Source organism: Paenibacillus sabinae T27, from assembly GCF_000612505.1.
Classification (GTDB): domain Bacteria; phylum Bacillota; class Bacilli; order Paenibacillales; family Paenibacillaceae; genus Paenibacillus_AQ; species Paenibacillus_AQ sabinae.
Map to the genome: position 1 here is coordinate 2,929,783 of NZ_CP004078.1, position 23,531 is coordinate 2,953,313.

Annotated in this window: 26 protein-coding genes, 1 pseudogene and 2 riboswitches; of the genes and pseudogenes, 5 read left to right on the plus strand and 22 right to left on the minus strand. The window is 50.2% G+C overall.

The features are described from left to right. The first annotated feature begins 60 nt into the window (after positions 1–60). Both PSAB_RS13425 and PSAB_RS13430 read left to right on the plus strand, forming a co-directional pair. Entirely contained in the window at positions 61–393 is a 333-nt protein-coding gene (locus tag PSAB_RS13425) for a winged helix-turn-helix transcriptional regulator (protein WP_025335098.1), read from the plus strand. 233 nt (positions 394–626) lie between these two features. After that, the gene (locus PSAB_RS13430; protein ID WP_025335099.1) at positions 627–842 is read left to right on the plus strand and encodes a hypothetical protein; all 216 of its coding nucleotides are present in this window, start codon (positions 627–629) and stop codon (positions 840–842) included. A gap of 80 nt (positions 843–922) precedes the next feature. Here the strand turns inward: PSAB_RS13430 and PSAB_RS13435 are convergent, their stop codons facing one another. The 14 genes from PSAB_RS13435 to PSAB_RS13500 form a co-directional block, all read right to left on the minus strand. Beyond that, the gene (locus PSAB_RS13435) at positions 923–1,240 is read right to left on the minus strand and encodes a hypothetical protein (protein ID WP_025335100.1); all 318 of its coding nucleotides are present in this window, start codon (positions 1,238–1,240) and stop codon (positions 923–925) included. A gap of 118 nt (positions 1,241–1,358) precedes the next feature. Continuing rightward, positions 1,359–2,417: a sensor histidine kinase gene (locus tag PSAB_RS13440; RefSeq protein WP_025335101.1), complete on the minus strand. Its 1,059-nt coding sequence runs from the start codon at positions 2,415–2,417 to the stop codon at positions 1,359–1,361. After that, positions 2,414–3,100, minus strand: coding sequence for a response regulator transcription factor (locus PSAB_RS13445; RefSeq protein WP_025335102.1), 687 nt, complete (start codon positions 3,098–3,100; stop codon positions 2,414–2,416). The genes PSAB_RS13440 and PSAB_RS13445 overlap by 4 nt, the downstream gene beginning before the upstream one ends. A 75-nt stretch (positions 3,101–3,175) precedes the next feature. Beyond that, positions 3,176–5,671, minus strand: a complete 2,496-nt coding sequence (locus tag PSAB_RS13450) for an ABC transporter permease (RefSeq protein ID WP_025335103.1) — start codon at positions 5,669–5,671, stop codon at positions 3,176–3,178. Then, complete coding sequence (locus tag PSAB_RS13455) at positions 5,658–6,347, minus strand: ABC transporter ATP-binding protein (protein WP_025335104.1); 690 nt, start codon at positions 6,345–6,347, stop codon at positions 5,658–5,660. Before PSAB_RS13455 ends, PSAB_RS13450 begins: the two co-directional genes overlap by 14 nt. Positions 6,348–6,569: 222 nt before the next feature. Next, entirely contained in the window at positions 6,570–7,646 is a 1,077-nt protein-coding gene (locus tag PSAB_RS13460) for an ABC transporter substrate-binding protein (protein WP_025335105.1), read from the minus strand. Positions 7,647–7,686: 40 nt separating this feature from the next. Beyond that, positions 7,687–8,463, minus strand: a complete 777-nt coding sequence (locus PSAB_RS13465) for an ABC transporter permease (RefSeq protein ID WP_025335106.1) — start codon at positions 8,461–8,463, stop codon at positions 7,687–7,689. A 41-nt stretch (positions 8,464–8,504) separates the two neighbouring features. Beyond that, the gene (locus PSAB_RS13470; RefSeq protein ID WP_025335107.1) at positions 8,505–9,290 is read right to left on the minus strand and encodes an ABC transporter permease; all 786 of its coding nucleotides are present in this window, start codon (positions 9,288–9,290) and stop codon (positions 8,505–8,507) included. Positions 9,291–9,717: 427 nt separating this feature from the next. Next, positions 9,718–10,443, minus strand: a complete 726-nt coding sequence (queE, locus tag PSAB_RS13475) for a 7-carboxy-7-deazaguanine synthase QueE (protein ID WP_025335108.1) — start codon at positions 10,441–10,443, stop codon at positions 9,718–9,720. Next, on the minus strand, positions 10,440–10,919 hold the full coding sequence (gene queD, locus PSAB_RS13480) for a 6-carboxytetrahydropterin synthase QueD (RefSeq protein ID WP_025335109.1): 480 nt from the start codon (positions 10,917–10,919) through the stop codon (positions 10,440–10,442). The genes queE and queD overlap by 4 nt, the downstream gene beginning before the upstream one ends. Further along, complete coding sequence (gene queC, locus PSAB_RS13485; RefSeq protein WP_025335110.1) at positions 10,919–11,581, minus strand: 7-cyano-7-deazaguanine synthase QueC; 663 nt, start codon at positions 11,579–11,581, stop codon at positions 10,919–10,921. Before queC ends, queD begins: the two co-directional genes overlap by 1 nt. A gap of 14 nt (positions 11,582–11,595) precedes the next feature. Beyond that, entirely contained in the window at positions 11,596–12,096 is a 501-nt protein-coding gene (gene queF / locus PSAB_RS13490) for a preQ(1) synthase (RefSeq protein ID WP_025335111.1), read from the minus strand. Positions 12,097–12,227: 131 nt separating this feature from the next. Beyond that, positions 12,228–12,266, minus strand: a riboswitch (PreQ1 riboswitch). Between the two features lie 113 nt (positions 12,267–12,379). Then, complete coding sequence (locus PSAB_RS13495; RefSeq protein WP_025335112.1) at positions 12,380–12,868, minus strand: hypothetical protein; 489 nt, start codon at positions 12,866–12,868, stop codon at positions 12,380–12,382. Further along, on the minus strand, positions 12,868–13,170 hold the full coding sequence (locus tag PSAB_RS13500) for a PepSY domain-containing protein (protein WP_025335113.1): 303 nt from the start codon (positions 13,168–13,170) through the stop codon (positions 12,868–12,870). Before PSAB_RS13500 ends, PSAB_RS13495 begins: the two co-directional genes overlap by 1 nt. Positions 13,171–13,324: 154 nt before the next feature. Between PSAB_RS13500 and PSAB_RS13505 the strand changes: the two genes are divergently transcribed. From PSAB_RS13505 to ymzB, 3 genes are all read left to right on the plus strand, one after another. Then, positions 13,325–13,618 (plus strand): ArsR/SmtB family transcription factor, encoded by a 294-nt coding sequence (locus PSAB_RS13505; RefSeq protein ID WP_025335114.1) that lies wholly within the window; start codon positions 13,325–13,327, stop codon positions 13,616–13,618. A gap of 61 nt (positions 13,619–13,679) precedes the next feature. After that, a complete protein-coding gene (locus PSAB_RS13510) occupies positions 13,680–14,834 on the plus strand; it encodes an MFS transporter (protein ID WP_025335115.1) in 1,155 nt (384 codons plus the stop codon). Between the two features lie 73 nt (positions 14,835–14,907). Next, positions 14,908–15,243, plus strand: coding sequence for a protein YmzB (gene ymzB, locus PSAB_RS13515; protein ID WP_025335116.1), 336 nt, complete (start codon positions 14,908–14,910; stop codon positions 15,241–15,243). Positions 15,244–15,334: 91 nt separating this feature from the next. Here ymzB and murB read toward each other — a convergent pair whose 3' ends face one another. The 8 genes and pseudogenes from murB to PSAB_RS13555 all read right to left on the minus strand — a co-directional run bounded on the left by murB (position 15,335) and on the right by PSAB_RS13555 (position 23,518). Further along, positions 15,335–16,249, minus strand: coding sequence for a UDP-N-acetylmuramate dehydrogenase (gene murB / locus PSAB_RS13520; protein WP_025335117.1), 915 nt, complete (start codon positions 16,247–16,249; stop codon positions 15,335–15,337). 124 nt (positions 16,250–16,373) lie between these two features. After that, positions 16,374–17,172, minus strand: a pseudogene (locus PSAB_RS13525) (ABC transporter ATP-binding protein). Positions 17,173–17,340: 168 nt separating this feature from the next. Next, positions 17,341–19,158 (minus strand): APC family permease, encoded by a 1,818-nt coding sequence (locus tag PSAB_RS13530; RefSeq protein ID WP_025335118.1) that lies wholly within the window; start codon positions 19,156–19,158, stop codon positions 17,341–17,343. Positions 19,159–19,282: 124 nt separating this feature from the next. Further along, a riboswitch (cyclic di-AMP (ydaO/yuaA leader) is annotated at positions 19,283–19,438 on the minus strand. Between the two features lie 182 nt (positions 19,439–19,620). Beyond that, positions 19,621–20,088 carry a disulfide oxidoreductase gene (locus PSAB_RS13535; RefSeq protein ID WP_025335119.1) on the minus strand — a complete coding sequence of 156 codons (468 nt, stop codon included), beginning with the start codon at positions 20,086–20,088 and terminating at the stop codon, positions 19,621–19,623. Beyond that, on the minus strand, positions 20,085–20,837 hold the full coding sequence (locus tag PSAB_RS13540) for a DsbA family protein (RefSeq protein ID WP_025335120.1): 753 nt from the start codon (positions 20,835–20,837) through the stop codon (positions 20,085–20,087). The genes PSAB_RS13535 and PSAB_RS13540 overlap by 4 nt, the downstream gene beginning before the upstream one ends. A gap of 232 nt (positions 20,838–21,069) precedes the next feature. Then, the gene (locus PSAB_RS13545; protein ID WP_025335121.1) at positions 21,070–22,386 is read right to left on the minus strand and encodes a hemolysin family protein; all 1,317 of its coding nucleotides are present in this window, start codon (positions 22,384–22,386) and stop codon (positions 21,070–21,072) included. A 259-nt stretch (positions 22,387–22,645) separates the two neighbouring features. Next, on the minus strand, positions 22,646–23,065 hold the full coding sequence (gene gerQ, locus PSAB_RS13550; protein ID WP_025335122.1) for a spore coat protein GerQ: 420 nt from the start codon (positions 23,063–23,065) through the stop codon (positions 22,646–22,648). 30 nt (positions 23,066–23,095) lie between these two features. After that, the gene (locus PSAB_RS13555; protein ID WP_025335123.1) at positions 23,096–23,518 is read right to left on the minus strand and encodes a cell wall hydrolase; all 423 of its coding nucleotides are present in this window, start codon (positions 23,516–23,518) and stop codon (positions 23,096–23,098) included. Positions 23,519–23,531: the final 13 nt, after the last annotated feature.

Sequence of the window (23,531 nt, forward strand, 5' to 3'; positions counted from 1 at the left end):
TATAAATATTTATAATTACTTATAGTAAGTTTATGTTATAATGAAGGCTGAGGTGATGGTATGAAAAATTTTGAAATGTGCCCCCGCTTTGAAAAAGCAGTCGATCTGCTCAGCAAGCGTTGGGTCGCCCTGATCGTATTCGTATTGATTCCCGGCCCATGCCGGTTTGGCGAAATTGAAAGCTGCTTGTCCAATCTCAGCGGCAAAGTGCTGTCCGACCGTTTGAAGGAGCTGGAAAATGAAGGCATTGTTCAAAGAACCGTCTATCCCGAAATTCCGGTAAGAATCGAGTACTCGCTGACTCCGAAGGGAACCGCGCTGGCACCTATTTTGAAGGAGATCGGCAATTGGTCCTCGGATTGGGTCGAGCTTGAAGCCAAATGCACTTCGTAACCGGATAGACATAAAATAACGCCCTTTTGATTCCTTGTATGGAAATTAAAGGGCGTTATTTAATATAAAGTATTCGGATTAATAGCAGTACAATGGTAGGAATATCCATAATTATGTCATATTATAGAATTATTTTATGTCGATATTCATATTCAAGCGTTGAAAACGACGGGGAAATATAGTAATTTAAAGGAGTGAAGCAAACTACTAATGAATAGAGAGGCGGAGTTATTATGGAAAGTATGTGTATGGAAATGATGATGACGATGTGTATGGAAGACATGATGGCTAAGATGAAATGCATGAAAATGTGCATGGAAAAAATGTCAAAGATGGACGGCATGGAATCCATGGACATGGAAATGATGATGACAAAAATGCAAGACTGCGATGAAATGATGACAATGTGTATGACTATGATGCGTGAATGCATGCCTATGTCTAAATAATTGTATCAAAAGATTCCAGTCTTGGCAGAGCAGACAACTGCATGCCAATTTTTTATGCCCTTTTTTAGGCTTTCTCAATTCTAGTAACGCGCATGAATATATTTATCTTGAAGCTTTTTAGCCAAAGAAATTCTCTCCAGTTTAAGCTCCCAGACCCGCTCTCTCCACGCTCTCGCTTGATTATCGCTCCCGCCGTTTCTCAGCTTCTCGAACAATTCCAGCAAAACCGCATTGATATCGTCAAAACGGATCCACATTTCTTTAATCTTCTGTTCACGAATTTCAGCCTCTGTCATGCTCTTCAGCTGCTGCAAGGTTTGGATGAGTTCGGCCTGCCACTGGGCATCGCCAATTTGCTTCGCATAATTATATAAGTCCAGGTAATCATCGACAGACATTTCTACATCTCCTCGTTTTTCTTTATACCAAGTATTATACTCGGTATTATAGATATTGCAATACCTTTCTAAAAAAAGTAAAACCGCCCTCACTGGGAGAGCGGATAATTTGGATTATTCATTGGTTGTGTTGCCTTAAATTCTTACGGAGTCCGTCCAACGGGAGGAAGAGCGAGAAGGTGCTGCCTCTGCCCGGGGCCGATGCCGTTTTGATGTATCCCCCTTGCTCGGTGATGATTTTGCGGGTCAGATACAGTCCCAGACCGACACCTTCGGCCTCCCGGACATTCGTCCCTCGATAGAACCGCTTAAAAATCTCATTCAGTTCATCGGGCGGTATTCCCTGTCCGTTATCGGCGATATCGATTCTGGCGAACAAATCGTACGCGGTTAGCGTAACCGTGATACATCCGTCCGCCTCCGTGTATTTCACCGCGTTATCGATCACGTTATACACCGCCTCGGCCGTCCATTTGACATCATGGGGAAGCACGATCCCCTGTCGGCCCTTCCATTCAATCGTTACATTCTTACTCTCAGCTGCGGGAAAGGCCTGCCTAATGGCGACAAGAACCGTATTGCCTAGGTCTTTGGCTTCCTTATCAATCGAGATAATCCCGGACTCGAGTCGCGATAATTGAATCAGACTGTCGAGCAGCCACGCCAGCTTGTCGGTCTGGCTTTTTAATCGGCGGGTAAACTCCGGGCGTTGTTCAGGTGATAATCCGGAGTCGTCAAGCAGGCTGCTGTACATGGCTAAATTGGCTAGAGGCGTCTTGAGCTGGTGGGAGATATCCGAGATCAATGATTTGATCTCCCTGTTTTCCTGAAGATACCGTTCTCTCTGCGCGGACAAAATCCCCGTCAGTTGGATCACCTGGCTCTGCAGCTTGGACAGCAATGTGTCTTCGGTTGTGGAAAACACCTCCTGTTCCCTCCGGTGAATGAGGCCCTGGATCATTTCGGACAGCTGTTCAAGAGCGTTCTCTGTTCTTCTGCGGACGGAAAGCACGAAGCCCGTACATATCGCGGCCGAGCTTGCCAGATAGACGAAGCTGCCGATCAGGACCGGAGTCTCTGGACGGAAACGGAGCAGCAGTAAGGCATACAGGGCGGATATCAAGGCAAAAACCGCTGTCCAGCAAATAATGAGCGTCCGGAATGGATTATTCTTCATCCGTCCCCCCACGTGTAGCCGATGCCGAATACCGTTTTAATATACCGGCAGTTTTTCGGGTCATCTTCAAGCTTGTCCCGCAGTCTCTTGATATTGACGCTAAGCGTGTTCTCATCGACAAAATTCCCGGATTGGTCCCACAGCCGGTTCAGCAGCATTTCGCGGGTCATGACCTGTCCGCTGTTCTGCGCGAGCGCTTCAAGCAGCCGGTACTCGGTCGTCGTCAGCTTCAGCTCTTCTTCATTTTTGAATACTGTCATTTTATTGAAGTTAACTTTCAAATCTTTATAGATAAAAGAATGCTCCAGCCTGGCCTCATCGTCCCCGGCTCTTTTCAGAACGGCCCTCACGCGCCGCAGCAGCACCTCCATGCTGAATGGCTTGGCGATATAGTCATCCGCCCCCAGGTCAAATCCAGCGACGATTTCCGGCTCCGTATCGTTGGCGGTGAGGAAAATAACGGGAAGGTCCGAGCTTCGGCGGATTTCCCTGCACAATCCGGTGCCGCTGCCATCGGGCAGACGGATGTCCAGAAGGGCGAGGTGGATGTTCCGGGATTGTAAATAACCTTCGCCCTCTTGGTAGGAGCGGGCTGCAAGCACCTCGTACTGTTCTTTTTCCAGTAAGTAGACCAGTCCCTCCAGAAGCAGCCGGTCATCTTCAACGATCAGAATCGTGGTCATCTGCTCCCCTCCTCTGCCCTTAGTATATCAAGGCCGAAGATGACCTGCTGCGACATGCCGCTCATGCCCACTGAATCACGCCGCTTCGCGCAGCCGCTCGGCAAGCGAAGAAAGGCAGACTTTCCGGTATGCGAGAACCGGGGCGGTCAGGCACACTGCGGCCATAAGCACAATTACTGCAGCCAATGGAATGGCCGGAAAAGTATAGACTGCATACGTCGCTTCCTGGCTGAACAGGTCATAAGCGCCGTAGGCCAGCGCATTCCCGATCACGCCCACAAGCAGCACCGATATAAGAGCATACCAGGCTCCCTCAAGCAGCAGCAATTTTTGAATCTGTCCCCGCGTCATCCCTATACCCTCCAGTACCGCCAGCTCGGCTTTTCTCGCCAGTACACCCGTAACTGTTATATTGACGAAATTGAGAAGGCCGATCAGAGCGAGAATCAGCGAAAGCCCCCCGCCGAGGATATAAAAGGCCAGTTTGGCTGAACGGATCAGCTTCATCATGTCCATTCGGGATTCCAGTTTCAGATCGTTGTTTCCGGCAACTGCCGCTTTTACCTGCTTCGTGACTTCCGGCCAGTCCTTTCGATCCGCATTAAACGACAGCTTATAGATGACCGGATCGTTCACTAATCGCTTCAGGGCGGTTTGGCTGATGTACACGGTTGGAGCCATCCCGTAATAAGGAACCTGATCCCGGAAAGATACCATTCCGCCGATTTCCAGCGATGTCTCAGGAGTCCCGGTTCCGTTGTTCAGCTTTAGCCGAAAGTGGTCACCGGTCTTAAAGCTGGCGATCTCCCCGTCCAAGAGGGCGATTTCCCCGCGTTCGAATCGCTCCTCATCCACCGGCTTCGGCAGTTTTTTGTTGACTTCGCGAAAGTACTCAGGGTCAAGTCCAATAACGGACCCACCAAATAATTCAGGCTGATTATGGATTTGGCTATCCGTAATCCTTTCAATATTAAAGTTCTGCGCAAATTTGTCGAGATAGGCTCCGAAGACCTTGGGATCATAAATCAATGTGGACCGCTCGGCATAAGTGATTCTAACGTCCTTCGCAGCTTTAAGGGCTTTTACATCTGACACGAGATCAGTTGTAATCGCCTGTTTCGTGCCTCCTTGATAGCCAAGGTTCATTGTGCGATTGCTCAATTCAAAATCATTTTTCATATAATCGGCAACAAAATGTTCCGGACTCATGCTGAGCACCAGCGTGTTGATAACCAAAAAGGTGGTCAATCCGAGAAACAGGGACAAAAACACGACGATCGCACGCTTTTTGCTCCGGAAAATATTCCGCAGCGCCATTCGGTGAAGCTTTGAGGCGCCGCTACTGCTGCTCTTTTTGGAATACGGGGTAATCCCGGTGTATTTGGCTGCTTCGACGGGTGAGATTTTTCCGGCTACTCTGGCTGGCTTGATGCAGCTGACCATGGTTGTGATCAAGGCAAACAGACCGGCTCCCGCATAAATAACCGGGTGAAATGAAAGGCTCCGGCCCGTGGACAGATCGAATGTCTTCAAAGCCATTGGCACGATACCGAGGGAAGTAGCCGCACCGGCCAGCAAGCCCAGCGGGATACCGATCAGCGCCAGCCTCAGCGCCTGTTTACGGATCAGTACCCGGATTTGGCGGCGCGTGACGCCGATCGTTTTCAGCAGACCGTAAAACCGGGTATCGCCTGCAACCGATATGTACAGCACGTTATAAATTAGCAGATAGCCGCTCAGCATGATAAACAGGACCAATCCCCCATAACCGATAAGCGTTGCCTGGCCGCCGGAATCCAGGCTTTTTCTACTGGAAACTTCATTAAGCTTCTGATTTTTCGTAACTTGGAGATCCGTATGCAGCCTGTCGATGAAGTTTTCCGTGTCTTTACCTGTAAATAAAAAGGAAGCCGTCCCGGAGGTTTGTATTGCTGCTCCGCTTTCTTTCATAAACGGCTCTGATACAAGCATTGTGCCTCCGTCTCCGGGCCGAAGGCTGGAATAATCATTGAACCATCCGGTCAGCTTAAACCTCTCTTCATGCCTGAGCTGCTTGCTATCAGAGGCGAGCTTGTAATCAAGCCGAATATCCATCCCGATTTCGGGGTTGTCGATTCCCATCTGCTGAAGCACATCCAACGGAACGGCGATCTCATTCCGGGCAGCCGGATAGGTTCCCTTCCACTGGGAAATGGCAGGCATACGCATGGCGTTCCATTCGGGCGCATCGTACCATACGATTTGAACCGCTGTCTCAGAGTCTCCGCCAATCCCGTCCGAAACTCCGATTCCTGTCTGAAGTCCGACCGCCTTGACATAATCGAGCTTCTTAATCTCTCGAAGCTGTTCTTCTGTGGGCGCGGTCAGCACGGCCTGGGCCTTCGTACCGGCCAATTTAATCTCCTGCTCATCGAATGATTTGACTACGCTCATCCCGATGCTGAAGAAAGAGGTGATCAGCCAGGTTGTTAAAAAAATAGCCAGTACGACAACCCGGTTTCTCGCCCGGCTCATCCTCATGCTCCCCGCTGTCAGCCGGTTTACCGCCGTCTTCGTGTTATTGCGAAACATGAGGCACCCGTCCTTCCGCAATCTGCCCGTCTTCGATCCGAATCACCCGGTCGGCCATCAAGGCGATTTCCTCATTATGGGTAATCATCACCATCGTCTGATTAAATTGCCTGCTGGTCACCTTCAACAGTCCGATGACTTCCAGCCCCGTTACGCTGTCCAGATTACCGGTAGGTTCATCCGCGAGAATAAAAGAAGGTTTTGCTGCAAGCGCCCGGGCAATCGCAACCCGCTGCTGCTGGCCGCCCGACAGCTGGCCCGGAAGGCGATCGAGCAGTCCCGACAATCCCAGCGTTTCGGCAATGAAAGCAATAAACTCTCTGTCGGGACGGTTGCCGTCCAGCTCTATGGGCAGAATGATATTGTCGTACACATTCAGAACCGGAACCAGATTATACTGCTGAAAAATGAACCCGATATTCCGTCTGCGAAAGACGGTCAGCTCGTCATCGTTCATCGCATACATATCCTTGCCGCCGATCAAAACCTTCCCTTCGGTCGGCCGGTCCAGTCCGCCAAGCAGATGCAGCAGCGTGGACTTCCCGCTTCCGGACGTTCCGACAACCGCTGCAAATTCACCATTCGCTATTTCCAGATCCACACCCCGAAGTGCCCGGACGATATTTGGCGCCTTCCCGTAGTTTTTGATCAGACCGTTAGCCTGCAAAATGGACATTTCTCCCCATCTCCGTTTCCTTATGTATTAATCTTACATCTCCAATTATATTCGAAGGTTCTTACATTCCTGTGACAAGCGCCGTTCGCAAGCGGCAGTATCCGCATAACAAAGAAACGGCTTCACCCTCCTGTTGCAGGAGAGCGAAGCCGTTCTACTATAATCCTGATTTAATTTCGGATTCCGCTGGCACGGTTAGACCGCGCGCGGCTTAACGAAGGTTTAGCTGCTGAATTGCGTAGTCACAATATCATCCGTCTTGACTTGATCTTTCTTAATTGTGCCAGACTGTACCAAATCATCAATCCATGGCTGGAAGAGCTCTGTAGGCAGACCTTTGTCCGTAAAGTAATAGTGAGTGGCGTTAACCGGTTGGCCGATATACTCGGCAGTCAGCTTGATGGACTCGTCTGTATTGTGATTGACCCAGTCCTGAGCTTTCTTGATGGCATTAACGAAGCGCTGAACGGCTTCCGGGTTCTCTTGAATAAATTTGTCGGTAAAGTAGTAAACGGAAGCGCCAGATGCTGCACCCAGACCGGTATCATGAGAGTCGGCCAGTACGGTAAGCTTGGAATCATTAGCCAGCTTGTAGAAAGGCGGATGAATGCCCGCGACATCCAGACTTCCCTGTTGAACAGCCTGAATGGCAGCCGTATCCGATTCAAAGGCGACATATTGAATTTGGCTAGGGTCCAATCCTGCGTTTCTGAACACCGAATTGAAAATAAAAGTGCTGCAGTTTGGAGCGGTGCCGCTGACGGTTATCTTGCCACCCTTTTTCGATTCAACGTACTCTTTCAATGTTTTGCCGGCAAATTTCTCGCTCGTTACATACCGCATATGACGGAATTTAGGGTCTACACTATCCGGCGGGTCAACTTCGCCCAGCGTAACCGCCTTGACCTTGGCCCCGCCTGCCACATATGTAGCTAATGTATTAGGCAATGTCGCGCCGATATCATTGGTTCCGTTCAGGATGGCCGGAAGCTTCTGTTCCGTTTTCAGCTCGCCTGTATATTTGATTTCGAGACCTTCTGCCGCGAAGAAGCCTTTCTTCTCGGCGATGACCCAAGGGGTCGAGGAGCAATTCAATTTGGTATCGGTTTTAAGCGTGATGACCTTTTTGCCGGAATCGGCTGCATTATAATTGGCATCCTTAAGGTTATTCAGACCTGCCGCGCCCTGAATACTGTCCGAGGTTCTCCCATAATAAGCCCCGATCCCTATTCCGGCAGCAATCACCACTGCCAAAGAGCCGATAATAATAAAATTTTGCTTTTTCTTGTTTCTTGCCATGTTTCTCATAACCTCCCAGAGTTTTTAATATTAATACCGGCTAATGAATGTGCACCGCTTCTTTCCATACCAGGAAGCGCTTCTTGAGCCTGCCGAACAGCAGATTAATCAGGATAGAGAGCACTGTAATATAAAGAACGATGCCGTACATTAGCGGCAATTGATACTTGGTAGTGGCGCTGATATAATACCAGCCCAGTCCGGTGCTGGCCCCGATTACTTCCGAGGCGATAATCATGAAGAAGGATAATTGGGCTGCTATTTCAACGCCTATGAAGATATTAGGCAGCGAAAACGGAAGGATGACCTTGAGAAAAAGCTCCCGTCTCGTCGCCCCCATTGATCTTGCCGCGCGAATCAGCGGATATTCGACGGCTCTGGCGCCTGCCACCGTATTGAACAGCAGCGGCCAAAGGGTCGCCCAGAAGACTATCGCCACCTTCTCGGCTGTGCCAATCCCAAAAAAGATCATAAAGATCGGAATAATGGCAAAGGGATTCAATTTCTCGCACATCCGAAAGAAGGGCAGCAGCACCTTTTCGGCGGATTGGAAAAAGGTTCCCAATATAAAACCGAGCGGAAGGGCAACGACAATCGAAAGCGCAAAGCCCATGCCTACCCTTCCCAGGCTAATCGCGGTCTGCTTGAACAGCATTTCCGAAGCAGCGGCCGCCCACAGACTTTGAAGCACCTCTGACGGAGGGGAAATTACGCCTTCCGGCACCTGTCCTGCTCCGATCTCCCAGAAGATAAAGAACAAAATAATCGGAATGCTTCCATAACCTATTTTTCTAGCATTTGACCAGAACGAGCTCATTGGCTAAGCTACCTCGCTGTCTATTTGTAGTCTTGTTGAAGCTATACGGTTTGTTCCTCTGCGCTCTCTTTCCAGTCCACGATGTTCTCTTCCAGAAAATCCAGAATGAAATTCAGCAGCGCTCCGACCAAGGCCACAATTAAAGCCCCGAGATAAATCCGTTCGATAAATCCCATGCTCTGAGCGTTGTGAATGAGCCAGCCTAAGCCTTTATCCGCCCCCATGCTCTCCGCGCCGATCAGCATAAAGAAGCTCATCGTAAGTCCTGTTCGGAGGCCCGTCATGACCGCTGGAAAAGCCGCCGGAAGGACCACCTTGAAAAAAATCTGGATGCGGCCGGCATTCATGGCTTTGGCCGCGCGGACAAGAAGCGGATCAACCTGGCTGATCCCGGAAATGGAAGTGAACAGGATAGGCCAAAAGGATGACCAGAAAATCACCGTATAGATGCCCCCTTCACCGATGCCGATAATAATGACAAATATGGGAAAGAGAATATAAGGCGGAATCTGGGAAAGAAACAGCGTGAACGGTTTAATGAAGCGGGCCAGCCAAGGTAGCGCACCAGCGAGTATGAATCCGAGAGGCAGGGCAAGGATGGAAGCGATAAAGAACCCCGCAAACACTCTTTTCAGACTTACGGCGATATACAGCAAAATATTGACGATGCCGAGATCCGCTCCGACTTTCACAATCCTTGAAAAAGGAGGGACAAAAACCGCGCTCACCCATCCCAGTCTGGGAGCCAGCTCCCAAATCACGAGAAGCAAAAATAACAAGTAATATCCTCTTAACGCCAGGTGAATCGATTTCAATGCTTTAATCATGTGAGAATCCGTCCATTCTGATGTTTAAAATACATTGTTATATGAATTTTTTGTTCGAAACGGCATCCATCTGAAATCCCGGTCTTATGAGTTCCCCTTTCGCTTTATAATCTATTTTTGCATTACCTTCATTCCGCTTTGCCGGCTTCCAAAGTAAGCAAGAAGGCCGGGCTCACAACCTTAATAGGTCATGAGTCCCGGCCTCTGGTATACCAGTCAGCTAAAACTTACTTTGTTTATCGGAATTATATTATTTATCCTAACGGTCGTCCGCTTAACTGTCAACGGTCCGCTATGCACTGTCAACAAGCTGTAATATTTAATGTATATTTTTGGAGAATGGAACAAATTTCACAGACAAAGTTAAATGACGCCTAATATTCCGATAACACGGATAACAGATAGTCCAAGCTTGCATACGGCAAAATTATTTGCCGCGTTTGTTGTGCCAGATCAGCGCATGAAGCTGCGGAAGAACGCGGGCGGCGTTCATATCGGGATCGGCAATCACCTTGTCGAACAGCCATTCCAGCTTGCTTAGGAGACGAGTTGAAATGTCCCCCTCCTCCGTAACATTGTCGTTACCGGGCTGAAGGAAGAACGGAATGTCAGGATAACGGTGATGCACCTTTGCCGCATATTTGTAGTCCTCATCGTCAAAGACGACGACCTTCAAGCTGTGAGCGCCCTTCCCGCTTGTGCGAACACGCTCCATAATGCTGTCCAGCACTTCCCAATCGGTAGACATCCCCGAGCTTGGCGGCTTCGGGCTGATCGTAAGCGCGTCCACCTTCAGGAACCAGTCCTGCCAGCGGCTGCCCTGTGTTTCAATAGCCGCCTTGATGCCGCGTTCATGGAGCAGGTCGATCAGCTCGGACAGCCCCTCGCCGATCAGCGCCGGATTGCCGCCGGAAATCGTGACGCAGTCGAAGCGGTTGCCTCCAAGCTCAGTCAGACCGGACATGATTTCTTCCGCGTCCATCATAACCCGCTTATCTTTACTGCTGCCGTCCCAGGTAAAGGCGGAATCGCACCAGGAGCAGCGGTAGTCGCAACCATAGGTGCGGACGAACATCGTCTTGACGCCGATGACCGCTCCTTCCCCCTGGATTGTCGGCCCGAACATTTCAATCACCGGAATTTTGGCGCTCATAGATCACAGCCTCCATACAGCCGGTAAGACGGCCCCTCTTCAGGGATATCGGCGGCAAGTACCTCAGCCCATGCAGTCGGCGTTTCCCAGAGCTTGACGGAATACACCGGCAGACCGCTCGCCTTCAGCGTATAGGTGATGTAACTGGCCAGATTCTCAGCCGTCGTACGGAAAGACAGCACCGCCGTCTTCGAGCCGCTCTCCTTAAGGCTCTCCAGCACAGGCTCGTCGCCCTTCGCGAGAAAAGCATGATCCAGCAGGTCGACTACTTGCTCCTTCACCAGCGCTTTTATGTCGCCGAAATCGACGACAAAGCCTTCATCCGAGCGTCCCTCCTCCGCGACCGGTTTGCCTTTCAGCACAACCTCAAGCCTATACGTGTGACCGTGGACGTTCGCGCATTTTCCTTTATGGCCGACCAGCTGATGCGCCGCGTCGAACGAGAAGATTTTGCATACCGTTACTTCGCCCAGCATCAGCGGCCCACCGTCTTTCTAACCTCTTCATACTGCTGAAGACCGCGATTCCGCAGCTGGCAGGCCGGACACTCGCCGCAGCCGCTCCCTTTGATTCCGTTGTAGCACGTCAGCGTATGCTCGCGGATATATTCGAACTGGCCGAGCTCGTCGGCGAGCTGCCAGGTTTCTTTCTTATCCAGCCACATCAGCGGCGTATGAATCACGAACTCGTAATCCATCGAGAGGTTGAGCGTAACGTTCAAAGACTTCACGAAGACATCCCGGCAATCGGGGTAACCGCTGAAATCCGTTTGGCAAACGCCGGTGACAATATGATTGTAGGATAACTGCTTCGCCAGAATCGCGGCAAAAGACAGAAACAGCAGGTTCCGCCCGTCGACAAATGTGCTCGGAAGCTCCCCGTCCTCTCCTGCCTTAATCTCGATATCCCCGCGGGTCAGCGCGTTCGGCGCAAGCTGGTTTAGCAGGCCTAGATCGAGAATATGCTGCTTCACATTAAAATGGGCGGCAATTTCCTTCGCGACTTCAATTTCGGCCGCGTGCCGCTGGTTATAGTTAAAGGTAACGACCTGTACTTCTTCAAACTGCTTCAGAGCCCATGCCAGGCACGTTGTACTGTCCTGCCCTCCGCTGAAGACGACCAGCGCTTTTTTGTTCATGTTCGAATCTCTCCTTAACGGTTGTCGATTGTCTCCGGGTACAAATCATGATTCAGCAGCCGATGCTCGGCCATGGCCTCATATTTGGTTCCCGGACGGCCGTAGTTGCAGTAAGGATCAATGGAAATGCCGCCGCGCGGGGTGAATTTGCCCCATACCTCGATGTAGCGCGGGTCCATCAGCTTGATCAGATCGTTCATGATGATGTTGACGCAGTCTTCGTGAAAATCGCCGTGATTGCGGAAGCTGAACAGATACAGCTTAAGCGATTTGGACTCCACCATCTTGATCTCGGGAATATACGAAATATACAGGGTGGCAAAATCGGGCTGGCCGGTCACGGGGCACAGGCTCGTAAATTCCGGACAGTTGAATTTTACAAAATAGTCTCTCCCCGGATGCTTGTTGTCGAACGTCTCCAGCACCTCGGGTGCATAACCGAATTTATACTGTGTCCCCTGGTTGCCCAGCAGCGTAACATCCGGCATTTCTTCCTTCAATCTTCCTTCGGACATAATAAAAAATCCCTCTCTTTTCCTTCGGCATCCAAAGCCGGTATTGGAAAGAAGAACGAGATTTCATCAAACCTGATCCATGTAGACTAAGAACGTGAAAAATGGACATACCCATCCCGGGCATATCGGATCTTAGTTTTTTATAGAGGGAGTTTGCGAACCTCTCCTGCGGCATTGCCGCAGATTGTCTTCTTCTATTATTATTCATGCGTCTAGAACTATATCACAGGAATAGCAGTTAGACAAGACAAGGCCGGGGCTCAACGGAGTTAAGTAATGTCAGTTATTGGTTTAGAGCAACACCTAAATCCTTAGCAGCGGTATAAAGTGCATCACGGTTAATTTTGATTAAATTCAAAGCATTATCTTTATCATTTTTATTAATCGCATCCTCCAAAGCATCAAACTTGGGATGGATTTTATCAACATATGCATTTCCTTTTTTATCTTTTAAAATGGCAAGAATCGTATGAAACTGGTCATGCATACCTTCAAAAACAGCAGATGCTGCTTTAAAATCGCCATTATTTACTTCCTTTTCTAAGTTGGTCAGTCCACTCAGTTCATCTTCAATCGCTTTGGATACCTGATTGCCATCAGATGCTGCCGGTGTTGTTTCTGCTACATGCTGAGAATGATCGGTTTCTGCCGGCTTTGTTTCCTCTGCATGCTGAGAATGATTCGGTTCCGTTGATTGCGTGCTTCCACAAGCAGTTAGATTAAGAACAATCAAGATTACAGATGCAATTATTATCAAAATCTTTGGTTTCATCAGTGGTTTCTCCTTTTTCCGTGTTTAGCTGCATGTTGTCCTTTAAACCACATCCATATACCGGTGATACTTAAAATAATCATACAAATTGCGCCCAAATCAGTAAGCCATACGATTGAGATGTTGCCGATCACGCCTGAATGAAGAGCAAAGATAAGCTTTTGCAGCTCCATCTTCTCTTCCGAGTCAAAACCAATTAGCGATCGATGATTAAGAAGCAGGCCGGTAATGGCTATAAAAATAATCAATATCGCCCCAACAATTCCGGCTGTTTTGTGTATGATTCTCAAAAATTGTAACATGATCCCCTCAACCCGCTTTTGTTCATTTCTATCGGCTGCAAGCAGCTTTTTAGTGTAATCCTTTATCCCGTAATAGTATACATGATGTAACAGCTTCAGACCAATCCCGCATAATCCGTATTGACAGGACGCTTCATGAAGATATAATAGTTCTATGACTATTGAACAACTGTATGCTTCTGACGAATATCGTGTGCGCATCTTCAAGGCTCTGGCCGACCACACCCGTCTGCAAATCATCCGTACCCTGAAAGACAGCCCGACGGAACTGAACTGTGGCGAGGTAGGTGAACGCTGTGAGGCCTCCAAATCGAACGCCTCTTATCATTTTCGCACCCTGAGGGAGGCAGGGCTCATTCTTGTAAGAAAAGAAGCTCAGACCAAGTACATACAGCTTCACCGAGAGACATTCGATTCGTATTTGCCCGGATTCCTGGATTCCTTGTAATCCGGTTTTTTATCAGTTTGTAGTTCAATAGTTATCCAACTAACGAAATAGGAGGTATATTATGCAAAAATCAAGCTTGACGCTCTTTTTCCTCATTATGTTCGCCATCGGTACGGATACGTTTCTGATCAGTCCACTGCTACCAGTCCTTCGGAATGAGTTCCATATATCCACGGCAAGCTCCGGCTGGATGGTCAGCGCCTATGCGCTCGGCTACGCCTTGTTCGCTTTGGTAGCGGGTCCGGTGTCTGACCGGCTGAACCGAAAGCATGTTATGATCTGCGGAATGGCCGCATTCTCGGTTTCAACGGCTCTGTGCGCCGCGGCAGCCGGGTTCTGGAGTATGGTTCTGTTCCGTTTTCTCGCCGGGGTCAGCGCGGCCGTCGTATCTCCGCAAATCTGGGCCTCCATTCCGGTCCTGCTGCCGAGGGATAAAATTTTACAGGGCATGGGCATCGCCACTGCCGGTCTCTCCATCGCTCAGATGCTGGGCCTCCCCATCGGCAGTTTTTTCGCCGCCCACTCCTGGAATCTTCCGTTTATCGTGATCGGTTTATTCTCCCTCCTCTTGACCATGCTGATTCCCTTCCTCATGCCTTCCATACCGCCGCGAAGCTCATCGGTTGACCGGCTTTCCCTCCTGAAGCCTTATGCCCTTCTTCTCTCTTCCCGCATTGCGGTTAGCGCCTTCGCCGCCTATTTTATCTTCCAGATCGGTAATTTTGCAGCCTTTTCTTTCCTCGGCTCCTGGCTCTCCGGCGCCTTCGGGTTAAATGTCGCCCAAATCGGGCAAGTCATGCTGTTTCTGGGTCTCGGCAACTTGCTTGGCAGCCTGTTCGGCAGCCGTTTAACCCAGCGGTTCGGCCGCTCCGGGACATTAATTTTGGGCATTATCATCAATAGCGTGCTGTTTCCGCTGCTCTCGCTGACGGGAAGTATTACGGGAATCAAGGCGGAGCTGGTCATCATCTTCGGAATCACCGGAATGCTGTTCCCCATCATGATGAGCTCCCTCCAGTCTTTGTCGGATACCGCCCGGGGAACGATCTCGGCTTTGGCGAACACCCTGATGTATTTCGGAACCACGATCGGAGCCGCGGCAGCAGGAGGGATTTATCAGGCCTCGGGTATTTTTCTTGGCGTTACGCTGCTGACTTTGCTCTGTTTCGTTCTCTCCGCCTTCCTCTTTCGAAAAAGCGGTGTCGCGGCAGCTTAGATGGATTCAAACGGCCAAAGCAGGGTAAATTACTGATTAAGAGTGACAATCCGGCAAAGGATGGGATCGTAATATGGAAGAACATGTGCAAATGCTGGCCGATTGGCTGAACGGGCATACCGGCGGAACGATAGTTATCGAAAAGCAGGAGCTTGAGGACCAGGATAAAGTCTTTTTCAAGCTGGATCGAGTTGATTACAGGGATGCCTCAAGCGTTATCGACGATTATCTGGACAGTGCCCTTATCCTGCATGGCACGGGCAGCACAATGAACGCGGACGGGGAATTGGTCAACCTTCCGCTTCACAGCTACGAAATCGCGGTCAGCGGCCTGGCCTTCGCCTCTGCGGATGAGAGTAGGGTGCAAGCGCAGACGGACCGGGCCAAATATACGCTTGCGCTGGAGTAAGAACATGTAAAAAAAAGCTGCGGGGAACGCTTCCCGCAGCTTTTATTTTGTGGATTTACAATATAGAACTATACCTGTCACCAGCTTCGCTTTACAGCTCTTCCCCGATAATTTCGACTTCCGTCTCCAGCTCGACGTCGAAGCGCCCCTTCACGGTCTCCCTCACATGCTGAATCAGACCGATATAATCGCTGGCCGTGGCGTTATCCGCATTAATGATGAATCCCGCATGCTTCTTCGATACTTCGGCTCCGCCGATTCTAGTTCCTTGAAGTCCGCTCTCCTGAATCAGCTGGCCCGCGAACCTTCCCGGCGGCCGCTTGAAGACACTGCCGCAGGAGGGATATTCAAGTGGCTGCTTGGATTCCCGCATCTCGGTCAGCTTATCCATCTCCGCCTTGATTTCCTCGTAGTTCCCCTCTTTCAGGGCAAAACGGGCTTCCAGGATCAGATAGTCGCCGCTTGAGAAGACGCTTTTCCGGTAGCCCCATTTCAGGTCGTCCCCCTCCAGCTTCACCATGGCGCCGGTCTTGTCGATCGCAAGCGCGCTTTGCAGCACATCGGCCACCTCGCCTCCATAAGCTCCGGCATTCATGTACAGCGCTCCGCCGACTGTGCCGGGAATCCCGCAGGCAAATTCAAGACCCGTCAATTTCCGTTCTAGCGCGAAACGGGAAGTATCAATAATTTGGGCGCCGCATTGGGCGATGACTAAATTGCCTTCAGAGTGGATGCCGCTTAATCCGGGTGTCTGCAGAACGATGCCGCGAATGCCTCCGTCCCGGATGATGACATTTGAACCGTTCCCTAATATGGTAAGCGTTATGCCGTTCTCGGCAGCATATGTAACGATCGCTTGAATTTCTTCATACGTTGAAGGTGCAGCCAGTATGTCCGCCCGGCCGCCTATTTTGGTGAAGACATGATCTTTGAGCGACTCATGGCTCTTGATCGTTCCGGATGGAACCAGCCGCTTAAGATCCTCTTGAATTTTGCCGATATCCATGGGTTTGCTCCTTTAGTTGTTATACATATCTTTGGCAATCCCCACTTTAACAACGAACAGGCTCCCTTGTCAATGACAGGAGCCTGTTATCCGGGTATAAGTTTCGGCAAAAGAAGTAGTTTCATTAAACAACTTTTTGGTCTGCCAGACTGTAAGGAAGACAGAGCGGCAATCCCGATCGCGGATCTTCAACAATGTCCGCCTCGATCCCGAACACATCGCGCAGCACATCCGGAGTCATCACATCCGCTGGAACGCCTTCGCTGACTACCGTGCCCGATTTGATCGCCACCATATGATGCCCAAAACGGGAAGCGTGGTTCAAATCATGTACAACCATGATAATTGTCCGGCCCTCCCGCTCATTCAGCACCTGCAGAAGCTGAAGCACCTCAAGCTGATGCGCCATATCCAGAAAGGTTGTCGGTTCGTCCAGGAACAGAATATCTGTCTGCTGGACCAGCGCCATGGCGATCCATGCGCGCTGCCGCTGTCCGCCGGACAGGCGCTCAATCGGCCGGTCGCGGAAAGCGTCCATCCCGGTAACCTCAAGGGCGGAGGAAATGATTCTCCGGTCTTCCGCGATAAGCGAGCCGAAGCCCTTCTGATGCGGATAACGTCCGTAGCTCACCAGCTCGGAAACGGTCAAGCCGTCCGGAGCGGTCGGATTTTGCGGCAAAATCGCGAGCTGCCGGGCAACTTCCTTCGTCGATTGGGTATGAATGGATTTACCGTCCAGGAGCACAGTGCCGCTTGTCGGCTTCATCAGCCGGGCCATCGTCTTCAGGATCGTCTTATTTTCCTGAACCGTTGGCTCCTACCAGAGCCGTAATTTTCCCTGTCGGCACAGACAGGTTGAGATCCTTGACAATTATCGATTCCGCGTAGCCGATATTTAATGGATTCGCATGCAAACGTTCCATCGTTAGCCATTCACCCCTTAATCTTGTCAACTCAAATGATAATGATTATCCTTTTACGTGTCATGCATAGTAATGGCAGCGCCCTGCTTGTACTTAGTACATACAAAAAAAGCTGCCGCCAGAGACATTTTCCAGCAGCAGCTTTCCGCTAGCGGGCAGATCGCCCGGTTATTTATTCAAGTGATAAGGAACCGTTGCAACGACAATATCCTTGTGGTTCATGAGATAGGTCCGGATAAATACGCTCGTCTGGTTATGCAGTATTGCCTGCCACCAGTGCTTCGTAATAAACTGCGGAATCAGAATCGTAATATGATCGGTCGCAGCATTCTTCCATTCCACTGTATCAATAAATTTAACCAGCGGACGCATGACGCTGCGGTACCGGGAACGAAGCACGATTAAGCGTACGCCGGGGTTCCATTCTTCCCACTTGGCCTCCATCTTGCGGATTTCTTCTTCGTCAAAGCCAACATAGACAGCCACCACATTGTCGGTCAGGGATTTGGCATAGCTGATCGAATTCAGCACCGCGCGCGTCACGGCCGATACCGGAATCACAATCGTGCTTCCTTTAATACACGGCTTATCCTTATCCAGCTGAATCCGGAGCTCGTCTGCGGTGTTCTGATAGTGACGATGAATGCGGAAGAAAATCAACATAACGATTGGTAAGAAGATAAAGGCCACCCATACGTTTGCGAATTTGGTAATCACAAATATCAGCGTAATGGTCAAGGTGGTCAGCATGCCGACCGTATTCACGGCGAACTTCGCCTTCCAGCCCGCTGGCTTCAGCTTCTTCCAGCGGATCATCATCCCAAGCTGGGACAGCGTGAACGGAATAAATACGCCGACAGCATACAGCGGAATCAGGTTACCCGTCTCACCGTGGAACGCTGCCACGAGGAGCGCTGAGGCCACGCCAAGGAAAATAATGCCGTTGGAGAAGCCAAGGCGGTCGCCGCGAACCATAAAGGCATGCGGCAGGTATTTGTCTTTAGCCAGCATGAACGACAGCAACGGGAAGGCCGAGTAGGCCGTGTTGGCCGCCAGGAACAGGATCACCGCAGTGATCGCCTGAATGAAATAATACAGGACCCCACGTCCGAAGGTCGATTCGGCAATTTGCGAAACCACCGTTTCCTTGACGTTCGGGGTAATGCCGTACCAGTAAGCCAGCAGCGTAATGCCGGTGAACATGAATCCAAGAATCGTCCCCATCATAATGAGGGTTTTTGCGGCATTTTTTTCCGCAGGGACCTTAAAGTTTGGAATGGCATTGGATACCGCTTCGACACCGGTCAGGGCTGAACAGCCGGAGCTGAAAGCCTTCAGCAGCAGGAACAGGCTGACATTGGATACCGCAGTTCCGATTTCAGGCACGGAAGCATTACCGCCGCTTATAGCAAATTTGATCAGCCCGGAGACAATCAGAACAACGATGGACAAGACGAACAAATATACCGGTATGGCAATGAAAGATGCCGACTCGGTTACGCCGCGAAGATTGATAATGGTTAAAATAATGATTACCGTCACTGCGATGGCAACGGAATGTTCATGCAAACTCGGAAATGCAGAAGTGATTGCATCCGTACCAGCCGAGGCGCTAACAGCAACCGTCAGGATGTAATCCACAAGCAGTGAACCGCCTGCGAGCAGTCCCGTGGAAACGCCGAGATTATCCTTGGCTACGATATAGGCTCCCCCGCCATGAGGGTAAGCGAAAATCGTCTGCCGATAAGATAAAATCAGAATTGCCAGTAGTCCCAATACCGCGAGGGCAATCGGTAATGAATACCAGATAGCCGTAAAACCTGCTGCTACCAGCACAATCAAAATCTGTTCCGTTCCGTAAGCGACCGACGACAGTGCGTCCGACGACAGAACGGCTAGTGCCTTCACTTTGGTTAACTTTTCGTTGTCAAGTTCGGTTGATTTTCTGGGACGACCGATCAATAGTCGTTTTACTCTGCTTACCATTTGGATACAGTTCCTCTCTTTTGTGAGTTGAAACGGTAGTACCGCGCGCCGTTTTCAGTGGTGGATTTTCATAAATAAGGGCACAAAAAAAAGCATACGGAAATGACCGCATGCTTATGCATGATCATTATCCCACTGTTGCTTACGAGGTTAGCTGGCGGATTCGGGCTGTGGAAGCCCTACGGTCCGAAGGTTCGGTACCGATTCACCCCGTTGGCCGTCTAAGCGGTCAAGTTGGTTCCCCCGTTTTTCCATCTGGAAAATTCAGCGCATATTCAACTTCTCACAAGGTCTAATATTAGTCCATAATGCCATGACCGTAAACAGTGAAAATGATGAAAAAGAATTGAAAAACGGACCAATTCACGCAAATTCTCTTCAGGAGATATTAATGTCGTTCATTATCTTGTATTATCCCTGCAGCACGGGTTTTTATGTCCATTGAAGAAAAAAACTTGCGCGTTATACTTGGTTTCCGTCCTCCGCCTCTTCCGTTTCCGCCTCCTCCTCACGTTCTCTGGCGTTCCACAGCAGCAGGACAATAAGAATAAAAGCCGTCAGCGCAAGCAGCGGAATTGTCACAAATCCGAAAAAATTCAGGTAATCTTTCGTGCATGGAACACCGACTGTACAAGGAAGAACTTTGCCTAGCGCCGGAATTTTCTGCTCCGCGTAATGATACAGCGATATGCTGCCACCAATGGCACACAGCGGAAGGATATAAGAAATAATCTTCTTATCATTCCGGTAAGTCGCGATGCCGAGAAGAATCACCTGAGGGTACATGAAAATCCGCTGGAACCAGCAGAGCTTGCATGGCTCATATTTCAACACCTCGCTTAAATAGAGGCTGCCGGCTGTGGCAACCAGGGATACAAACCAGGCCAGGTAGAGACCATGCCGACTCAAGAAGCCGGAGAATGCTTTCATTCTGTCTCAACCGCCTTGGACGCCGTTTCAATCGCTTTGACGATCGCTTCAAGATTGAAAGGCTCATTGGTCTTTATACCATTAATAAACAGCGAGGGTGTGCTTGTAACATGGTTGTTCTCCGCAATCGCGTTATCGTCCGCCAGCTCATCGGCATAGGTCCGTTCCTTAATATCCTTGCGCAGCAGATTGTAATCGATGTCAATCTTCTCTTTTTGCGCAAGCTCTACCAAGAAATCCTCCGTCGCCCACTCGGTATTCTCGTCCCCCTGATTAGCGTACAGGGCATCGTAATATTTCCAGAACGCTTCGCTGTTCTGATGGTAAACTGACAGCGCCGCGAATGAAGCGGTCTTGGAATCAGGCCCGAGAAAGGACATATTGACAAAATACAAGGCAGCTTTGCCTTTGTCGATGTAATCCTCTACAAGCTGCGGCTTGACTTCACCGGAGAACCGGGCGCAGGCCGGACATTTAAAATCTCCAAATTCCACCAGTTTTACTGGCGCATCCGCCGCTCCAAGCCTTGGGAGCTTATCGTACGGAAAGGATACCGGACTCGCGGGACTCCCGGGGCTGCCCGTATTTTTGGAAGCTAGTACAAACATCGCGGCAAAAAGAACCACTACGAGCAGTATCCCAACCGTTAATAGGATGACCGTCTTCTTCTTTTGCCGTTGCAGCTGGGCCTTGCGTCTTTCCTGGATCGAGGCCGAGGAGGCCCGGGTGCTTTGTTTCGGTTTGCTCAAGATTAAAGTTCCTTTCTGTCCTGCCGGACCGGAGTAAGGGAATGATGGTTATTAGCAGAAAAATTATATAATCTTTGAACCGGCTTTGGCAAACGGGGCGCCTTCCCTCTTAAACGCTTTCATTCAGCATGCAAAAAAAGAACGCCTCTAAAGCCGCTTGCTTTAGGGGCGCTCTGGGACAACTATTAGTGCTGCCTTTCCATTTTGGAGCGAATAAAAGTCATTTTTCCTTTCAGGCTCCCGCTTCTTCGGCCAGTGGCTGAACCTTCAGGAGCTTAATGCGCGAGATTCGCTTGTTCTCGGTTTCCTCGATGATGAACAGATGATTCTCGAACTCCACAAATTGCCCTTTATGCGGAGGATTGACTTCAAGTCTGGAATACACCCAGCCGCCGATCGTGTCGTAATCCTCCGTCTCCAGATGCATATCAAACCGATTGTTCACTTCTTCAATTAGCAGCAGGCCGTCGAGCGAGTACTCCTCCTCGCCCACTTTCTCGATGCCCGCGCGCTCCTGATCGAATTCGTCCTGGATTTCGCCGACGATCTCTTCCATGATGTCCTCAAGAGTGACCATACCCGACGTGCCTCCATACTCATCGATCAAAATGGCGATTTGCGTCTTCGCTTTTTGCATCGTTTTGAGCAGGGCGCTGATCTGAATCGATTCCGGTACCGTAAGTATCGGCCGAATCAACTCATGCAGGTTCACCGCGTTCTCCCGGATCAAGTCCTTCATATGAATGAAACCGATGATATGATCCTTATCGCTCTCGCATACCGGATACCGCGTCCGCATGCCTTCAAAAGCGATTTGCAAATTTTCCTGGACTGGAGAATGTATGCTCAGGCATATCATTTCCGTCCGTGGAATCATGATTTCCCTGGCCGTAGTGTCCGCAAATTCGAAAATATTGTCCACCAGGGCCATTTCGGTATTATCGATCAGTCCGCTCTTGTTACTCTCCTGCATTATAATCCGGATCTCTTCTTCCGTATGCGCCGTTCCCATCTCGGAAACGGGCGCCAGCTTGAACATTCTCAAAAGTCCCTGCGCCAGTCCGTTCACCACCCAAATAAATGGGTACATCAGCTTGTAAAAAGCGCCTATCAGTCCAGCGGTCATCAGCAGCACCGTCTCGGCCTTGTTAACCGCAATCGACTTCGGAGCCAATTCACCAAGCACAATATGAAGAACAGTTATCAATAAAAAGGCAAGGATAACGGAACATACATGCACCGCCGCACGGCTCAGCCCGAATTCGGACATAACCGGCGACAACATCGCCGCGATGACAGGCTCTCCAAGCCAGCCCAGAGCCAGCGAAGCCAGTGTAATGCCAAGCTGGCAGGCCGAAAGGTACGCATCCATACTGCGGATGATTCCCTGAGCCGACAGCGCTCTCTTGCTGCCTTCCTCAGCCAGCGAATCAATCCGGCCTCCGCGCGCCTTGACCATCGCGTACTCTACAGAGACAAAAAATCCGTTTAACAGTACCAAAAGAATAATCAGACCAACTCTCAATAAACCGGGTAAAGGGTCGCTCAAATTATACTCCTACCCGTCGTCAGGTTAGGCCGGCGGGTAGGCCCACCTCCTTCGTTTTATGCAAATATGAACGTCCGACTTGGCAGCCATACCTTTCGCTAGATATTTCCCAATAGACTCAGCTCCTTGTTTATTCCGGGTATAAAGATATTCATTATTATATAAATATATCCGCCATTCCCGCAAGCATTCGCATTTGTTTCAGAAAAAGGAACATAAAAAGGTTCCGGGCTTGCCCGGAACCTTTTGGGGTTTAACGTTAATTCCGGGAAACCGGCGGATTGCCGATGACACCCGGGTATTGGTAGACAAGGGGCTGGTCAAAGGTCGCATAGTCCAGATTGACCATCAGCAGGATCGTGCGCTGGCCGGTCGTCGGATCGCTGATGATGATATGATCCCGGCCCGCGGCTTCCAGGACGCCCTTGAACACTTTGGCGTTCCATTCGCTGTTGTTTTCGTACGTCATGTAGAACGTACCGACCTTGCCCAGGTTAAGCCGCAAAATATTTTCAATATAGGACTGCTCAAAAGCAGGCTGCGGAGCGGAAACGACAGTTCCGCCCGGAGTCATCGGGCTTCCGCTTGTCACCTGTGGGGGGACGCTTGTTCCGGCAGGCATTTGTGCAGACATGCTTCCGTACGAATAAGTAACGGGACGATAAGATGGCATAATCATGAATCATGACCTCCTAAAAATGAATTTCGCTTAGTAAACGGCGGGACAATTTTGCGCAGTAGGTCTAAAAAAGCAGTGCGCTTTGAAGCGTCCGGTGTTCGTCTGGTTAAACCAGGTACCCGGGCAATTGCCAACGGGACGGAAAAACCAGAGCGCATTTGAGGCGGGATGCGTTCTTTCGCCAGCGATGGCGCGTTTGGCAAGCCGAATGTCTCTCTCCCTCGCCCGCTGGTAGAAATACCCTTTGGTGGGTGCTTCAAATCCTCCAGGCCGCTGAAACACCATATCGTTGATGGAGCGGATATTTTTAAAATCCAGACAATTGCCCAGTATCCGGTTCACTCCGACATTGCCCACCATAAGCATGCCTAGATCCCCGTCCTCCTCCGCTTCCGCCCGCATCAGCCGGGCCAGAACCTTCTCGTCTTCCGAATTCGCCTTGATGACGGCCACGCGCTTTCCTCCT

Coding starts and splice junctions, on each gene's coding strand:
- PSAB_RS13425 (WP_025335098.1), top strand. CDS start 61: ATGAAAAATTTTGAAATGTGCCCCCGCTTTGAAAAAGCAGTCGATCTG.
- PSAB_RS13430 (WP_025335099.1), top strand. CDS start 627: ATGGAAAGTATGTGTATGGAAATGATGATGACGATGTGTATGGAAGAC.
- PSAB_RS13435 (WP_025335100.1), bottom strand. CDS start 1,240: ATGTCTGTCGATGATTACCTGGACTTATATAATTATGCGAAGCAAATT.
- PSAB_RS13440 (WP_025335101.1), bottom strand. CDS start 2,417: ATGAAGAATAATCCATTCCGGACGCTCATTATTTGCTGGACAGCGGTT.
- PSAB_RS13445 (WP_025335102.1), bottom strand. CDS start 3,100: ATGACCACGATTCTGATCGTTGAAGATGACCGGCTGCTTCTGGAGGGA.
- PSAB_RS13450 (WP_025335103.1), bottom strand. CDS start 5,671: ATGTTTCGCAATAACACGAAGACGGCGGTAAACCGGCTGACAGCGGGG.
- PSAB_RS13455 (WP_025335104.1), bottom strand. CDS start 6,347: ATGTCCATTTTGCAGGCTAACGGTCTGATCAAAAACTACGGGAAGGCG.
- PSAB_RS13460 (WP_025335105.1), bottom strand. CDS start 7,646: ATGGCAAGAAACAAGAAAAAGCAAAATTTTATTATTATCGGCTCTTTG.
- PSAB_RS13465 (WP_025335106.1), bottom strand. CDS start 8,463: ATGAGCTCGTTCTGGTCAAATGCTAGAAAAATAGGTTATGGAAGCATT.
- PSAB_RS13470 (WP_025335107.1), bottom strand. CDS start 9,290: ATGATTAAAGCATTGAAATCGATTCACCTGGCGTTAAGAGGATATTAC.
- queE (WP_025335108.1), bottom strand. CDS start 10,443: ATGAGCGCCAAAATTCCGGTGATTGAAATGTTCGGGCCGACAATCCAG.
- queD (WP_025335109.1), bottom strand. CDS start 10,919: ATGCTGGGCGAAGTAACGGTATGCAAAATCTTCTCGTTCGACGCGGCG.
- queC (WP_025335110.1), bottom strand. CDS start 11,581: ATGAACAAAAAAGCGCTGGTCGTCTTCAGCGGAGGGCAGGACAGTACA.
- queF (WP_025335111.1), bottom strand. CDS start 12,096: ATGTCCGAAGGAAGATTGAAGGAAGAAATGCCGGATGTTACGCTGCTG.
- PSAB_RS13495 (WP_025335112.1), bottom strand. CDS start 12,868: ATGAAACCAAAGATTTTGATAATAATTGCATCTGTAATCTTGATTGTT.
- PSAB_RS13500 (WP_025335113.1), bottom strand. CDS start 13,170: ATGTTACAATTTTTGAGAATCATACACAAAACAGCCGGAATTGTTGGG.
- PSAB_RS13505 (WP_025335114.1), top strand. CDS start 13,325: ATGACTATTGAACAACTGTATGCTTCTGACGAATATCGTGTGCGCATC.
- PSAB_RS13510 (WP_025335115.1), top strand. CDS start 13,680: ATGCAAAAATCAAGCTTGACGCTCTTTTTCCTCATTATGTTCGCCATC.
- ymzB (WP_025335116.1), top strand. CDS start 14,908: ATGGAAGAACATGTGCAAATGCTGGCCGATTGGCTGAACGGGCATACC.
- murB (WP_025335117.1), bottom strand. CDS start 16,249: ATGGATATCGGCAAAATTCAAGAGGATCTTAAGCGGCTGGTTCCATCC.
- PSAB_RS13530 (WP_025335118.1), bottom strand. CDS start 19,158: ATGGTAAGCAGAGTAAAACGACTATTGATCGGTCGTCCCAGAAAATCA.
- PSAB_RS13535 (WP_025335119.1), bottom strand. CDS start 20,088: ATGAAAGCATTCTCCGGCTTCTTGAGTCGGCATGGTCTCTACCTGGCC.
- gerQ (WP_025335122.1), bottom strand. CDS start 23,065: ATGATTATGCCATCTTATCGTCCCGTTACTTATTCGTACGGAAGCATG.